At 70.5% G+C, this 14,992-nt stretch carries 13 protein-coding genes and 2 pseudogenes; 9 read left to right on the top strand and 6 right to left on the bottom strand.

Translation table 11 applies throughout. The features are described 5' to 3' along the window. Nucleotides 1-28: 28 nt before the first annotated feature. A pseudogene (locus ACQEV8_RS29160) lies at nt 29-883 on the top strand (alpha/beta fold hydrolase); the annotation flags it as partial. 28 nt (nt 884-911) lie between these two features. Here the strand turns inward: ACQEV8_RS29160 and ACQEV8_RS29155 are convergent. Further along, entirely contained in the window at nt 912-1,805 is an 894-nt protein-coding gene (locus ACQEV8_RS29155; protein ID WP_432966113.1) for an NYN domain-containing protein, read from the bottom strand. Nucleotides 1,806-2,034: 229 nt separating this feature from the next. On the opposite strand from ACQEV8_RS29155, the gene ACQEV8_RS29150 reads away from it, so the two are divergent. Beyond that, on the top strand, nt 2,035-2,187 hold the full coding sequence (locus ACQEV8_RS29150) for a hypothetical protein (protein ID WP_432966110.1): 153 nt from the start codon (nt 2,035-2,037) through the stop codon (nt 2,185-2,187). A gap of 136 nt (nt 2,188-2,323) precedes the next feature. Next, nucleotides 2,324-4,381 carry a trypsin-like serine peptidase gene (locus ACQEV8_RS29145; protein WP_432966107.1) on the top strand — a complete coding sequence of 686 codons (2,058 nt, stop codon included), beginning with the start codon at nt 2,324-2,326 and terminating at the stop codon, nt 4,379-4,381. Between the two features lie 49 nt (nt 4,382-4,430). Here the strand turns inward: ACQEV8_RS29145 and ACQEV8_RS29140 are convergent, their stop codons facing one another. From ACQEV8_RS29140 to ACQEV8_RS29130, 3 genes and pseudogenes are all read right to left on the bottom strand, one after another. Continuing rightward, nucleotides 4,431-5,036 (bottom strand): MarC family protein, encoded by a 606-nt coding sequence (locus ACQEV8_RS29140; RefSeq protein WP_432966104.1) that lies wholly within the window; start codon nt 5,034-5,036, stop codon nt 4,431-4,433. Nucleotides 5,037-5,120: 84 nt separating this feature from the next. Then, nucleotides 5,121-5,980 (bottom strand): annotated as a pseudogene (locus ACQEV8_RS29135) (PHP domain-containing protein). Nucleotides 5,981-6,093: 113 nt separating this feature from the next. Further along, nucleotides 6,094-6,735, bottom strand: coding sequence for a DUF6758 family protein (locus ACQEV8_RS29130; RefSeq protein WP_391099830.1), 642 nt, complete (start codon nt 6,733-6,735; stop codon nt 6,094-6,096). Nucleotides 6,736-6,894: 159 nt separating this feature from the next. Between ACQEV8_RS29130 and ACQEV8_RS29125 the strand changes: the two genes are divergently transcribed. Then, nucleotides 6,895-8,130 (top strand): MFS transporter, encoded by a 1,236-nt coding sequence (locus tag ACQEV8_RS29125; protein WP_432966101.1) that lies wholly within the window; start codon nt 6,895-6,897, stop codon nt 8,128-8,130. Nucleotides 8,131-8,179: 49 nt separating this feature from the next. On the opposite strand, the gene ACQEV8_RS29120 is transcribed toward ACQEV8_RS29125, so the two are convergent. After that, complete coding sequence (locus ACQEV8_RS29120) at nt 8,180-8,764, bottom strand: suppressor of fused domain protein (protein ID WP_432966098.1); 585 nt, start codon at nt 8,762-8,764, stop codon at nt 8,180-8,182. 491 nt (nt 8,765-9,255) lie between these two features. Here ACQEV8_RS29120 and ACQEV8_RS29115 point away from each other — a divergent pair, with 491 nt between their 5' ends. Both ACQEV8_RS29115 and ACQEV8_RS29110 read left to right on the top strand, forming a co-directional pair. Beyond that, complete coding sequence (locus ACQEV8_RS29115) at nt 9,256-10,371, top strand: magnesium and cobalt transport protein CorA (protein WP_432966095.1); 1,116 nt, start codon at nt 9,256-9,258, stop codon at nt 10,369-10,371. Nucleotides 10,372-10,394: 23 nt separating this feature from the next. Further along, nucleotides 10,395-10,907, top strand: a complete 513-nt coding sequence (locus ACQEV8_RS29110) for a hypothetical protein (RefSeq protein ID WP_432966092.1) — start codon at nt 10,395-10,397, stop codon at nt 10,905-10,907. A 28-nt stretch (nt 10,908-10,935) separates the two neighbouring features. Here ACQEV8_RS29110 and ACQEV8_RS29105 read toward each other — a convergent pair whose 3' ends face one another. Beyond that, the gene (locus tag ACQEV8_RS29105; protein ID WP_432966089.1) at nt 10,936-11,691 is read right to left on the bottom strand and encodes a hypothetical protein; all 756 of its coding nucleotides are present in this window, start codon (nt 11,689-11,691) and stop codon (nt 10,936-10,938) included. A 225-nt stretch (nt 11,692-11,916) separates the two neighbouring features. Between ACQEV8_RS29105 and ACQEV8_RS29100 the strand changes: the two genes are divergently transcribed. Genes ACQEV8_RS29100 through ACQEV8_RS29090 form a run of 3 tightly spaced genes read left to right on the top strand, consistent with a single transcriptional unit; the run spans nt 11,917 to nt 14,965 of the window. Continuing rightward, nucleotides 11,917-13,200: a magnesium transporter MgtE N-terminal domain-containing protein gene (locus tag ACQEV8_RS29100; RefSeq protein WP_432966086.1), complete on the top strand. Its 1,284-nt coding sequence runs from the start codon at nt 11,917-11,919 to the stop codon at nt 13,198-13,200. Further along, the gene (locus ACQEV8_RS29095; protein ID WP_432966083.1) at nt 13,190-13,789 is read left to right on the top strand and encodes a DUF1003 domain-containing protein; all 600 of its coding nucleotides are present in this window, start codon (nt 13,190-13,192) and stop codon (nt 13,787-13,789) included. Before ACQEV8_RS29100 ends, ACQEV8_RS29095 begins: the two co-directional genes overlap by 11 nt. A 42-nt stretch (nt 13,790-13,831) precedes the next feature. After that, complete coding sequence (locus ACQEV8_RS29090; RefSeq protein ID WP_184590765.1) at nt 13,832-14,965, top strand: Mrp/NBP35 family ATP-binding protein; 1,134 nt, start codon at nt 13,832-13,834, stop codon at nt 14,963-14,965. Nucleotides 14,966-14,992 lie beyond the last annotated feature (27 nt).

Below are 14,992 nucleotides of genomic sequence, written 5' to 3'. Positions count from 1 at the left end.
AGCGCACCCCACCCGCTACCCTCACCCCGTGAGCAGGCAAGCCACCTTCACCCCGCCCCCGGGCGCCCGCGCCTACCCCCTGCGCACGGCCCGCGGTGAGTTCGCCGTCGTCGACTCGTCGCCGAAGGCGGGTGCGCGGATCAGGGGAGTTGTCCTGATGCTGCCCGGATTCACCGGGAGCAAGGAGGACTTCAGCCTGCTGCACGAGCCGCTCGGAGAGCGCGGCTACCGGCTCGTCGCCGTGGACGGACGAGGGCAGCACGAGTCGGACGGGCCGGTCGCCGACGAGTCCGCCTACACCCAGCGGGAACTGGCCCGGGACGTGCTCGCGCAGGCCGAGGCGGCCGGCGTTCCCGTGCACCTCGTCGGGCACTCGTTCGGCGGGCAGATCGCCCGTGCGGCCGTGCTGCTCGACCACACCCCCTTCCTCTCCCTCACCCTGGTCTCGTCCGGTCCGGCGGAGATCTCCGTCTCCCAGCAGCAGCGCGTGAAGCTGCTGCGGGACGCGCTCGCCGTCATGTCGATGGAGGAGGTGTGGGAGGCCATCCAGGCCATGGGGCCGCCGGAGGAGGTCGGCGGGCCCGCGCGCGGCATCGGTGACCAGGAGCAGTTGCGCCGACGCTGGCTGGGCAACAAGCCCGCGCAACTGCGCGCGACCGGACACCAGTTGTGCACCGAGCCGGACCGCATCAGCGAACTCGCCGCCGTGCCACTGCCGTTCCACGTCCTGTCGGGCGCGCACGACGACACCTGGCCGGTGGCGATCCTCGACGACATGGCCCTGCGGCTGAACGCGCACCGCACGGTCATCACGGGAGCCGAGCACTCCCCCAACGTCGACCGGCCCCTGCCGATGGCCGTCGCCCTCGCCGACTTCTGGGACGGCACCGAGCGGAACAGCGACCGGGGGGCTAGTACTGCGCCCGCAGATGCTCCCAGAACCCGTCCCGCAGGGCGCGACGCAGGTCGGCCTGCCCGCGCAGCGAGTACTGCAACAGGCCCTCCGCCTCCACGAGCAGGTCCTGGTCGACCGAGCCGGGCAGATAGGGGTGGCCGTGCAGCAGTTCCCCCAGCGTGTCCCGGCCGCGTGCCGCCAGCCATTTCGCCGCGATCTGGGCCCCCACGAAGCGGACGTCCTCGCGGGTCGGCCGGCCCGTGGTCGCCTCGTAGGCGGCGGCCGTGCGGCGGGAGACGTACGGCTTGAAGAAGTCGAGGTCGAGCGTGCGCTGGCTGTCGACCTCCCACAGCAGGGGCTCCGCCTGGTTGCGGCCCTCCGGTGCCTCGATGCCCCACAGGTGCACGCGGGCGCCGTAGCCCTGCGCCGCCTCCACCGCCGACACCAGGTCCTCGTCGCCGCCGAGCAGTGCCGCGTCGCTGATGGCGCGGTGCCGGGCGAGTGATTCCAGGTCGGAGCGGATGAGCGAGTCGACGCCCTTCTGCTGGTTGTTGGCGTTCAGGTTACCGAGGCGCACCTTCACGTCCGGCAGCTCCGCGATGGTCTGCTGCTCCGCCGTGTGGATGCGGCGGCGGGCACCGTCGTACCAGTAGACCCGCAGCAGCCTGCTGTCCGCGAAGATCGTCCGGGCCTTGTCGATGAGCGCGTCGATCAGGCCCTCGGCGTCCAGGTCGAAGGCGCGGCGGTCCTCCGTGCCGGCGACGAGCCGTCCCGCGGCGGCGTAGAGGTACCCGGCATCGACGAAGATCGCATGGGTCGAGGGTGTCTTCGCCACCTCGGCGAGCATGCGCTGGAGCAGCTCGTTGGTGCGGTCGATGCGGGCGCTCAGCTCCGCGAGGTCGTCGTTCATCACTTCCATTGTCCTGGCGGTCACGCTGCGAACACAACTGATCCCGGTCGGTCCTGTAACGACACTCTTACGGCTCAGTAATTAGCCGTTCGAAAAATTTCCTTAGCGTAGGGAATGTTTGAACCATGCAGTCCTGTTGACTCATACGGAACACCGGGCACCGAAGCCTCGTGGGCCGCCACACCGAGTAGTTCTCCTCAGGAGGATGACCAGACGAAGGGAGAAGCCCTTGCGCTTCGAAATCATGCACCTCGACGATGTCGACGGCACGCCCGTGGACACGACTGTCGTGGACGCCGCCTCCGTCAACCGGATCGTTCAGCAGGCCGCCGCCACCGGGCAGCGCCTCTGGATCCGCCCGGCCGGGACCTCGGCCTCATAACGCGCGCAGCTCTCCCCCACTTCGAAAGCCCCCGCCCGGCATTGGCCGCGCGGGGGCTTTCGCTGTTGCGGACCGCCGCGGACCGGGGCGTACTGGCCGAAGGGGCCCAGCGAGAGCGAACAGGACGGTGGGACACATGTCCGTGACGGGCCGGACCAACGGGGAGCTGCACAAACAGGCCACGGATGAGGCCGCGCGGCGGTACGAGGACTCCGCCGCGGAGCGTGAGCGGGTCGAGGGCCGGCTGGCGGCCGGCGTGCGGTTCCCGGACACCCCGGACGCGCTCGCCGTCCGCGCCGACCGGATCCTCGAGCGGGGCGGTCTGTCGCCCTCGGCGGTCGTGGCGGACATCCACGGCGAGGCCATGGACCTGCCCGACGCCAACGAGCGCATCATCGACCTGTCCAACGAGCTCCAGGCCTGGAGCTTTCTGCCCCGAGGGGTCAGGGCCGGGGCCTCGGTCGCCCGGATCACCCTGCGCCGCGACGGCCGTGAGCTTCCGCACGGCACCGGCTTCCTGGTGTCGCCGCGGCTGATGATGACCAACCACCACGTGCTGCCCGACGAGGGCTTCGCCCGCCGGTGCTTCGCCGAGTTCAACGCCCAGGTCACGGTCGACAACGTCCCCGACACCTCTGTCCGCATGGAGCTCGACCCCGGGGCCTTCTTCGCCGCGGACAGACGCCTGGACTTCGCCCTGGTCGCGGTCACCCCCGCCCAGGACGGCCGGGCGCCGGGCGAGATCTTCGGCTGGAACCGGCTCAGCGTGCAGCTCGGCAAGCTGGTGCTGGGCGAGAAGGTGAACATCATCGGCCACCCGGACGGGCGCCTCAAGGAGATCGTTCTGCGCGACAACGCGGTACTGGTACGGCTCGACGACTTCGTCCACTACCGAACCGACACGCGCCCCGGCAACTCCGGCTCCCCCGTCTTCAACGACCAGTGGGAGGTCGTGGCCCTGCACCACAGCGGCGTGCCGAAGAAGGACGACCAGGGCCGCGTCCTGCGCAAGGACGGGCAGCCCTGGCGCGAGGGAGACGGCGACGACGCGATCGAGTGGGTCGCCAACGAGGGCGTCCGCATCAGCTCGGTCCTCAAGCACCTGGCCCGGCTGGACCTCGCCCCCGGGCCCCGCGCCCTGCTGACCGAGATGGGCCCGGACTCGGGCCTGGGCCAGAGCACGGCCCCGCTCCCTTCGCCGGCGGTGCCCGGCGTCACGCCCCCGCCGGCCTCCCTCACTCCGGCAGCGGAGAGCGGGACGGATGCCCACCGGCCCAAGGCCGGGCGCCCGGCCCGGAGCACCGCCTTCGGCGGCCGCCGCCACCTGGTCTTCCTGCACGGCAGGGACCAGCACGGCAAGGATCCCCACGACCTGCGCGTGGTGTGGACAGCGGGCCTGAACCGGGGACTCACCCTCGCGTCCCTGCCTCCGGTCGACCCCGAGGACGTGTGGTTCCCGTTCTACGGCACGAGACTCCACAACCTCGTGAGCGGCAGGGAGAGCACGGCCGGGGCCATCGGCCTGGACGAGGTGAGCGCCGCCGCTGCCGCCGAGGTCTTCGCCGCGGAATCGCCCACCGGCTCCTACGAGCGACTGCTCTACGAGGCGGCCGCCCGGGCCGGCATGCCCCAGGACGGCCCCGCGGCCACGGAGGGCTTCGGAGCGGGCCTGGTCGGGGCACTGCACCGGCCGCTCAGCTGGCTGGCCGCACGGTCCGACCTGGACGAGTGGACCATCGCCACATTCCTGCGGGACGTCGACCGGTACCTCGGCGACGGCGCCGTACGCCGGTCCGTGCTGGACAGCGTCATGGAGACCATGCCCACCACCGGCGAACTGGTGCTGGTCACACACAGCCTGGGCACGGTCGTCGGCCTGGACCTGCTGACCCGGCTCCCGGACGGCCTCGACCCGGTCCTGCTCATCACGGCGGGCAGCCCGCTCGGCCTGGACGGCGTCAACGAACGGCTCCTCGCCCACGGCCCGCACCGGCCGCCCCGGGTGCGTGACTGGGTCAACGTCTGGTGCCCCACGGACGGGGTGGCGATCGGCTGTCCCCTGGAGGACGAACGCTGGGGCAAGCTCACCCAGCTCGCCGTCTCCAACGGCCGCGACCGTGCGCACAACATCGACGAGTACCTCGCCCACGCGGGAGCGGCGGGCGCGATCGGCTCGGTGCTCGGCCGGAGCTGACGCGCCCCGTCAGCTCCGCTCGGTGCTCGGCCAGAGCTGACGCACCCCGTCAGCTCCCCTGGATCACCTGTGTGACGCCGTTGATGATCTGCTGTACGGCGATCGCGGAGAGCATCATGCCCGCGAGCCGTGTCACCAGGACCACACCGCCGTCCTTGATGATCCGGATGATCACCAGCGAGTAACGCATCACCAGCCACAGCACGACATGGATGGCGAGGATCGCCGCCCACACGGAAACCTGCGCGGCGACGCCGTGCGCCTTCTGCACGGCGAGGATGACCGACACGATCGCTCCCGGCCCGGCCAGCAGCGGCATGCCCAGCGGCACGAGGGCGACGTTGACGTCCTTGGTCTGCTTCGGCTCGTCGGTCTTCCCGGTGAGCAGATCGAGCGCGATGAGCAGAAGCAGCAGCCCGCCCGCGATCATCAACGCGGGCACGGAGACATGCAGGTAGTCGAGGATCTGGTGCCCGAGCAGCCCGAACACCGTGATCACACCGCCGGCGACACAGACGGCCTGAAAAGCCATCCGCTTCTGCACCTTGGCGGGCCGGCCGGCGGTGAGCGCGAGGAAGATCGGGGTGATCCCCGGGGGATCCATGATGACGAAGAGGGTCAGGAAGAGGGAGCCGAAAACGGCGAGTTCGAACATGGGTGTGATGGCCTTGCGGGGTTGAGGGAACGCGGCACCACCGGCAGCGCAGGGTGCCCGAAAAGGATCTGGAGGACGGAAACCTCAGACGGCTCCGCCGGCCCCCGGCACGGGAAACGCCCCGAAGGCCCGCCGGGTGATCTCCCCGTACACCTCGGGATCCGTCGTGTACTCCCCGAGCACACATGTCTTCCGGCTGCCGTGATAGTCCGAGGACCCGGTCACCAGGAGCCCCAGCTCCTTCGCCAGCCCCCGCAGTCGCGCCCGCGTATCCGCGTCATGCTCCATGTGATCGACCTCGACGCCGTCCAGCCCGGCCGCGGCCATCTCGGCGATCGCGGACTCCGGCACCGTACGCCCCGCTTGCTCGCCCCGGGATGCGCGAACACCGCGACCCCGCCCGCGCCCTTGACCAGCCGGATCGCCTCGAAGGGATCGGTCTCGTGCTTCTCGACGTAGGCCCGGCCGCCATCGGCCAGCCAGTCCGGGCTGAAGGCGTCGTTCACGGTCGGCACGACACCCAGCTCGACGAGCGCGGTCGCCACATGCGGACGCCCGACGGACCCGTCCCCGGCGATCCGCGCCACCTGCTCCCAGGTCACGGGCACGCCCAGCGCCTGCAGCTTGGCGATCATGCCCTGGGCCCGGGGCACCCGGTCGTCCCGGACCAGCTCACGCTCGGCGAGCAGCGCCGGCTCCTCGGCGTCGAAGAGGTAGGCGAGCATGTGCATGCTGACGCCGTCGAGCCGGCAGGAGAGCTCGGCCCCGGTGACCAGCGTCAGCCCCTCGGGCAGCGCGGCGATCGCCTCGGCGTGCCCGCGGGTGGTGTCGTGATCGGTGAGCGCGACGACGTCCAGCCCGGCCGCGGCAGCCTTCCGCACCAGCTCGGCCGGCGTGTCCGTGCCATCGGAAGCGGTGGAGTGGGTGTGCAGATCGATACGCACGACACGAACTCCAGACACTGACGGGACGAACAGGGCTGCTCAAGGATAACCGGATTTTCGACGTCCGATGTCACACCCGAACCGGGTCAGCGCCCTTTACAAGCGGGACGGCCCTACGGCTGGAGCAAGCGCGGGGACAACGCCCCGCACGGCACCAACTCCACCTCCGCCCCCGCATCCCGCACATCCGCCAGCACCAGCTCGTCGTACATCAACAACCCCGACTGCTCAGGCCAGACCACCGCCCACAACCACATCCCGAGCGCCTCACCGGCGAAAACGGCCCGGTCGCCCGGCGCTCCGGAGACATGCCACAGCGGCGTCGGCCGCCCCGCGGCGAGCACCTTCGCGTGAGCCGGCTTGCCGACATCCATGGACGGCCCCGGGTCCGGACCGTCGATGCCCGCGTACCGCGCACCGAGGCCGACGCCCAACTCCTCGGCCACCAGGATCAGCTCGCCCATCCCGCCGAGCGGCCCGGGCCCCGTACAGGCCACGGCCGTGGCGCGGCCACCCGTGCGGTCGTCCCCCGCGCAGGCCACACCCGTGAACAGCCAGCCGACCGGCAGCGGCCAGGGCATCCACACCGGCACCTGGGTCCGGTGCACCACGACGTTGAGGGCGTCGACGCTCGGCGGTATCACGGGCTGCACCGGATGGACGGTGCCGTGCACATCGCACTGCCAGGAGTCGGAGAAGAGGCCGGGAGCCCTGACCCGGCCACCGCACTTCGGGCAACTGGGTTCGCCCCTCATAGGGCCCCACGGTCCTACCCCCGCCCCGCCGCGTCAAGGACGATCACCCAACCGGACGGAACCCTTCACCCCCACACTAGATGCAGCTTGCATTATTTAGCATGGCTAACTTAGTGTGTGTATATACCAACTACCTCGACTCGGGACAGGGAGCAAGCAATGGACCCCTTCGACGCCGGAGCGGACGCAGGAACGGGCGGCCTCCTCAAGCAGCCCAAGTCCGTATGGGCGACCGCCGGAGCGTCGGTCGTCGCCTTCATGGGCATCGGACTCGTCGACCCGATCCTGCCGTCCATCGCCTCAGGCCTGAACGCCTCCGCCAGCCAGGTCTCCCTGCTGTTCACCTCGTACTTCCTCATCACCGCGATCGCGATGCTGGTCACCGGCTTCGTCTCCAGCCGCATCGGCGGCAAGAAGACCCTGCTGCTCGGCCTCGCCCTGGTCGTGGTCTTCGCGGGACTGTCGGGCACCTCCGGATCCGTCGGCGAACTGGTCGGATTCCGGGCCGGCTGGGGACTCGGCAACGCGTTGTTCGTCTCGACGGCCCTCGCGGTCATCGTCGGAGCGGCGGCGGGCGGCAGCGCGGCGGCGATCCTGCTGTACGAGTCGGCCCTCGGCCTCGGCATGGCCTGCGGCCCGCTGCTGGGCGCCCTGCTCGGTGATGCCAGCTGGCGCTACCCGTTCTTCGGTACGGCCTTCCTGATGGCCGTCGGCTTCCTGTGCATCGCGGTGTTCCTGCGGGAGCAGCCGAAGCCGGCCCGCAAGACCTCGCTCCTGGACCCCATCAAGGCCCTCGGCCACGGCGGCCTCGCCTCCGCCGCGGTCTCGGCGTTCTTCTACAACTACACGTTCTTCACCGTGCTGGCCTTCACCCCGTTCGTGCTGGACATGAGCCCGTACCGCTCGGGTGCGGTGTTCTTCGCCTGGGGTGTGCTGCTCGCCGTGTTCTCGGTGATCGTGGCACCGCGCCTGCAGAAGCGGTTCGGTTCGCTGAAGGTGCTCGGCGGTTCACTGGTGCTGCTCGCGGCCGACGTACTCGTGCTCGGCTACGGCGACCACACCACGGCCGTCGTCTGCACGATCCTGTCCGGTGCCTTCATCGGCGTGAACAACACCGTCTACACCGAGCTGGCACTCGGCGTCTCGGACGCGCCCCGGCCGGTGGCGAGCGCGGGCTACAACTTCGTGCGCTGGTTCGCGGCGGCAGCCGCCCCGTTCTTCGCACCGAAGATCGAGGAGTGGACCGATCTCCACATCCCCTTCGTGGTCGCGGCGGTCACCGCGGTCCTGGGCGCAATCGTGGTCGTCGTACGCCGCGAGGCCCTCACCCACGAGGCCGAGGAGCTGGAGCCGAAGCACGCGACCGAGGACAGCGTCACCGTCTTCGCCGGCTGAGCCAACTGACGCTTTCCGGCCAAGGGTTGGTGAGGTTCCTCACTCAGCCTCACTCCAGCGGGACGGACTTCCGGGACGGATCCCGGAGGTCCGTCCCCTGGTTCAGCCACCGCTCCTGGAGTGCCTGCGCGCCGTGCACCCGCTTCCAGGCGGCCTCGTTCGGGGTCATCGGCAGCAGCGGCAGGAACCGTACGGGGTCGAGGGGTTCGTCGAGCTCCAGGTCCTCGACCAGGCCGCCCGGTTCGGCGACCAGGACCGAGGTGAAGGGGGCGCCGGGCCACAGCGGTTCGCCGACGTCCAGGGAGGCGCCGGGGGCCACGATCAGGCCCTCCACCTGCGGAGACGCGGCGAGGATGGCGAGCGGACGGAGCACCTTGTCCGTCTCGGCGAGCCCCGCGCGGACCGACAGGACCAGCTCCGCGCGCGGCCCCTTGACCGGGTCGGCGAGCGCCGCCGTGGGATCCGTCATGGGCTGCGCGGACATGCCGAGCGTGGCGTAGCGGGCGATGTCGCCCTCCTGGAAGCGCAGCACCTCGATGCGGTCCGTGCCGAGGAACGTCACTGCCGCGCGCGCGTCCGGTTCGCCCAGTGCGGTACGCAACCGGGCCTCGACCAGAGGAAGAACATCAGCCATGAGGCGAGCATAGAACTCGTCAGTAGCGGGCAAAGGAGCACCTTGACAGTTTCGTCGGCTGCTACTCTTGCCCGGTGGTTCGGGGCAACACGCAGATGGGTCCCCCAGGCTCTTAAAGCACTGAGGGAGTCGCGTTCAAGCCCCGACGCCGATGGAACTCCCTTACGAGGGACCGGCCGGAGGAGGTGGGGCTGCAATGGATCGAAGTCGACCGTGCAGTAGCACCACGCTCTCCCGCCGCTGATGTAGCTGCTCTGTCTCTCTGGCCGGCTGCCACCTCTCGCACTCGCTTCACCGCGGAAGAGCGCTTCGTTTCGTTTTTCCTGATCTGCCTCAGTAGCTGAATCAGTGACGAAGCTCGCCACCGCGACGGTGCGGTGCTCCCCGCTTTGTGGACGTGCCAAACATCAGCAGTCACTACGTCCTCATTCCGGGTAGTTCCACCCGTCGCCGCCGGCGCCTTTCGTTGCCCTCCCGCGAAGGAGCCCGCCATGTCGATGATTCGCGACCTGCGCGCCGTGGTCCGTCCGTCCCGCGTCTCGCTGCGCAAGGACAGTGGCACGTACGACGCCACCCGCAGCCCGGCGACGGCCACCGCCGTCGTCGACTGCGCCATCTACCGGGACGGCCGCCGCATCGAGACCGGGACCCCGCTGACCCCGCACGAGGCGGTGCGCCTGGTGCGCCGCGACGGGGGCTTCGTGTGGATCGGCCTGCACGAGCCGACCGAGGCCGAATTCTCCGGCATCGCCAGTGAGTTCGGGCTTCACCCGCTGGCCGTGGAGGACGCCGTCCAGGCCCACCAGCGGCCCAAGCTGGAGCGCTACGACGACTCGCTCTTCACGGTCTTCAAGACCATCCACTACGTCGAGCACGACCAGCTCGACGCCAACAGCGAGGTCGTGGAGTCCGGCGAGGTCATGTGCTTCACCGGACGGGACTTCTTCATCACCGTCCGGCACGGCGGCCAGGGCTCCCTGCGGGCCCTGAGGCACCGCCTCCAGGACGACCCCGAGCTGCTGGCCAAGGGCCCCTCCGCGGTGCTGCACGCCATCGCCGACCACGTCGTCGACGGCTACATCGCGGTCGCCGACGCGGTACAGGACGACATCGACGAGGTGGAGACCGAGGTGTTCTCCCCGGGGCGCAAGGGCTCGCCGCGCGGTTCGGACGCCGGCCGGATCTACCAACTCAAGCGCGAGGTGCTGGAGTTCAAGCGTGCCGTGTCGCCGCTGCTGCGGCCCATGCAGCTGCTGAGCGAGCGGCCGATGCGGCTGATCGACCCGGACATCCAGAAGTACTTCCGGGACGTCGCCGACCACCTGGCACGGGTCCAGGAGCAGGTCCTCGGCTTCGACGAGCTGCTCAACTCCATCCTCCAGGCCAACCTCGCGCAGGCGTCCGTGGCGCAGAACGAGGACATGCGGAAGATCACCTCGTGGGCCGCGATCGTGGCCGTGCCGACGATGGTGTGCGGGGTGTACGGCATGAACTTCGACTACATGCCGGAGACGCACTGGAAGTACGGCTACCCGGTGATCATGAGCATCACCGTGACCATCTGCCTGGGCATCCACCGCACCCTGAAGCGGAACGGGTGGTTGTGAGCGGCCTGGATAGGCTGGGACCCATGACAAGCGAGCTGCTCGGCCAGGCCCTCGTCGAGGAGGCCACCAAGAAGTCCGGCCTCGTCTGGGTCCAGGGCCCCGACGGCCCGGCGCGTGCGCTCTGGCACGTGTGGCACGAGGGTGCCGCGTGCCTGATCGGCGACGGGCCGGGCGAGCAGCCGCTGCCGGGGCTCGCCGACGGCGCCGAGGCCCGGGTGACGGTCCGCAGCAAGGACAAGGGAGGCCGGCTGGTCTCCTGGACGGCGCGGGTCACCGAGCTCGCGCCGGGCTCCGAGGCGTGGGACGCGACGGTCGCCGAGCTCAAGGGCAAGCGGCTGAACGCGCCCGACGGCGAGGCCATGACGGGCCGCTGGGCCCGCGAGTGCCGGGTGCTGCGCCTGGTACCGACCGGGGCGACGGCGCCGCTGCCCGAGGGCTCCCTGTCCGAGCCGCCCCTGCCGTCACCGGCGATCACCCGCCGGCCGGTTCCGGCGGGCCTGCCCCGCCTGCTGCTGAAGAAGCGCAAACGTTCCTAACGGCCGGACGCGCGCAGCCGCGCCGTCGCTACGACGTCGGCAGCTGCCGGCCGTAGTCCACCGTCTCGTTCCTCTCCGGCTCCCTGAGGGAGAAGTCCTCTCCCCAGGCGGAGAACGTGAGGGTGCCCGCGCCGCCGGCCCGCTCCAGGCGCAGCGGATACGGCGTGCCCTCGAGGGAGACCTCCAGGGCGCCGCCGGAGCCCTTGTCGCCGGTGATGCGGATGGTGCGGACGCCCGCCTGCTCCTCGTGGCCGTCCGTCGCGAGTGTGCCGTGCAGGGTCAGCAGACCGTCGAGGAGGACACCCTTGTCCGTGAAACCGCTGAACTTCTTGTACGCCGGGTCGCCCTGCGGCACCTTCACGAACTTGCCGCCGAGCTTGGACGCAGCGGCCGCGTCCCCCTCGCCCTTCCCGCCCTGGCCGTCGCCGTGACTCCAGAACTCGGCGTCGGCCTTGACGAAGAGCTGCTCGCCGACGCGCAGCACCTGGAAGGTCGTCCCCTCGGTGGTGACCGATCCCTCGCCGCCGTCGTCCTTCAGCCGCATGTCGAGCGCGTACGTCTTCTCGCCGCTGACGACACTGCCGTGCACCCGGACCGCCCCGGCGGACTCGGCGGCCGTACGGGTCTTGGTCTGGATCTTCCCGGCGGGCAGTCTGCCGACCCCGTTGGTGCCCTCGTCGGGATCCTCCGCGCAGCCGGTGAGCACCGTCCCCGTCACGAGCAGCGCGCACATCGCGCTCGCGAGTACGGCACTACGGCTTCGGCCGTGGCGAATCGGAGTCACAGGTGGAGCTGCCTCTCTGCGGGGAGACCTGAACGGCGTACCGCAGGGTACCGGGCACGTGCGGGCAGGTCGGAGCCAGTCCGTCCGGACCGCCCGCCGACGCACCGCCGATCGGGACGGGCTAGCCTGAAGCCCACCCGAGCGGGCAATTCGGAACAGACGGATACACAGGCAGGCACAGCGACAGGCACCAGGAAACACCCCGCACGAAAAGGAGCCGCGGCCATGGCAGCGGGCGCCCCCCGGATCTTCGTATCGCACCTCTCCGGTGTCGCCGTCTTCGACCCCGCAGGTGACCAGGTGGGGCGGGTACGCGATCTGGTCGTCATGCTGCGGATGGGGCAGCGGCCGCCGAGGCTGCTGGGCCTCGTCGTCGAACTCGCCACCCGCCGCCGCATCTTCCTGCCCATGACCCGGGTCACCGCCATCCAGTCGGGCCAGGTCATCACCACCGGAGTGCTCAACGTCCGGCGCTTCGAGCAGCGTCCCACCGAGCGGCTGGTCTTCGGGGAGCTGCTGGACCGGCGCGTGACGCTCACCGAGACCGGCGAGGACGTCACCGTCCTCGATCTGTCGGTACATCAGCTGCCGGCCCGCCGGGAGTGGGAGATCGACCGGGTCTTCGTCCGCAAGGGCAGAAAGGGCAGCGCCTTCCGGCGGGCCAAGGGCGAGGCGCTCACCGTCGAGTGGACCGCCGTCACCGGCTTCTCCCTGGAGGAGCAGGGGCAGGGCGCGGAGAACCTCCTCGCCACGTTCGAGCAGCTGCGCGCCGCCGACCTGGCCAACGTCCTGCACCACCTCTCCCCCAAGCGCCGGGCCGAGGTCGCCGCCGCCCTCGACGACGACCGGCTCGCCGACGTGCTGGAGGAGCTCCCGGAGGACGACCAGATCGAGATCCTCGGCAAGCTGAAGGAGGAGCGCGCCGCCGACGTCCTGGAGGCCATGGACCCGGACGACGCGGCCGACCTGCTGGGCGAGCTGCCGACGGACGAGCAGGAGCGGCTGCTGAGCCTGATGCAGCCCGGCGACGCGGCCGACATGCGGCGCCTGATGTCGTACGAGGAGCGCACGGCGGGCGGTCTGATGACCACCGAGCCGATCGTGCTGCGCCCGGACGCCTCCGTCGCCGACGCCCTCGCCCGCATCCGCGAGCCCGACCTCTCCCCCGCCCTCGCCGCCCAGGTCTACGTCTGCCGGCCCCCGGACGAGACACCGACCGGCAAGTACCTGGGCACGGTCCATTTCCAGCGCCTGCTGCGCGAGCCACCGCCCTCGCTGGTCAGCTCGATCCTGGACAGCGACCTGCAACCGCTCGACCCCGAGGCGGACCTGCCCGCCATCGCCGGGTTCTTCGCCACGTACGACATGGTCGCGGCGCCCGTGGTCGACGAGGCGGGGGCGCTGCTGGGCGCGGTGACCGTGGACGACGTCCTCGACCACATGCTGCCCGAGGACTGGCGGGAGACGGAGTTCCATCTGGACGAGGAGGTGCCGACCGATGGTTCCTGAGCGCGAGACCCCGCGCGAGCGCACGCCGGCCGGCGCCACGGCAGCGAGCCGGCCGCGCGCGACCCGGCTCGACCAGCCCGGCGTGCCCAAGCACCGGTTCCTGCCCGAATACGACCCCGAGGCCTTCGGGCGGATGTCGGAACGCATCGCGCGCTTCCTCGGCACGGGGCGGTTCCTGGTCTGGATGACGGCCGCCATCGTCCTGTGGGTGGCCTGGAACAGCCTCGCCCCGCGCGACCTGCGCTTCGACGAGTACCCGTTCATCTTCCTGACCCTGATGCTGTCGCTCCAGGCCTCCTACGCCGCTCCGCTGATCCTGCTCGCGCAGAACCGGCAGGACGACCGCGACCGGGTCAATCTGGAGCAGGACCGCAAGCAGAACGAGCGGTCGATCGCGGACACCGAGTACCTGACCCGCGAGATCGCCGCCCTGCGGATCGGCCTGGGCGAGGTCGCCACCCGCGACTGGATCCGCTCGGAGTTCCAGGACACGATCAAGGAGATGGAGGAACGGCAGAACGGCCACCGTCACGACCCCGTCGTGTTCCAGGCGGAACGGCCACGGGGACGTGACGCAGACGACCGCTGACAGGCTTTCCTACGCACCGGTACAGCGCCGTACCATCGTCCTATGGCTACGGAAGACGCGGTGCGCGAGGCACTGGCGACGGTGAACGACCCCGAGATCCACAAGCCCATCACCGAACTCGGGATGGTCAAGTCGGTCGAGATCGGCGCGGACGGGGCGGTCGCGGTCACCGTGTACCTCACGGTCTCGGGCTGTCCGATGCGGGAGACGATCACGCAGCGCGTGACTGACGCGGTCTCCGGCGTCGAGGGCGTCACCCGCGTCGACGTCACGCTCGACGTGATGAGCGACGAGCAGCGCAAGGAGCTGGCGAACGCCCTGCGCGGCGGCCAGACCGAGCGTGAGGTGCCCTTCGCCAAGCCCGGCAGCCTCACCCGCGTCTACGCGGTCGCCTCCGGCAAGGGCGGCGTGGGCAAGTCTTCGGTGACGGTGAACCTGGCGGCGGCCATGGCGGCCGACGGCCTCAAGGTCGGTGTCGTGGACGCCGACATCTACGGCCACTCCGTGCCGCGCATGCTGGGCGCCGACGGCCGTCCCACCCAGGTCGAGAACATGATCATGCCGCCGTCGGCGAACGGCGTGAAGGTCATCTCCATCGGCATGTTCACCCCGGGCAACGCCCCGGTCGTCTGGCGCGGCCCGATGCTGCACCGCGCGCTGCAGCAGTTTCTCGCGGACGTCTACTGGGGCGACCTGGACGTCCTCCTCCTGGACCTGCCGCCCGGCACCGGCGACATCGCGATCTCCGTCGCCCAGCTCGTCCCGAACGCCGAGATCCTGGTCGTCACGACCCCGCAGCAGGCGGCGGCCGAGGTCGCAGAGCGCGCGGGCTCCATCGCCGTACAGACCCACCAGAAGATCGTCGGCGTCGTCGAGAACATGTCCGGCCTGCCTTGCCCGCACTGCGACGAGATGGTCGACGTCTTCGGCACGGGCGGCGGCCAGGTGGTGGCCGACGGCCTGACCCGCACGACCGGCGCCAACGTCCCGGTCCTCGGCAACATCCCCATCGACGTCCGCCTCCGCGAGGGCGGCGACGACGGCAGGCCGGTCGTCCTGACGGACCCGGACTCCCCGGCGGGGTCCGCGCTGCGGGCCATCGCAGGGAAGCTGGGCGGCCGGCAGCGGGGCCTGTCGGGCCTGTCCCTGGGGATCACTCCGAGGAACAAGTTCTAGATCGAGACGCCACCGGGGACGGCGCCC

This window comes from Streptomyces sp. CA-179760, from assembly GCF_050937045.1.
Classification (GTDB): domain Bacteria; phylum Actinomycetota; class Actinomycetes; order Streptomycetales; family Streptomycetaceae; genus Streptomyces.
This window is presented reverse-complemented; position numbering and strand designations above follow the sequence as displayed.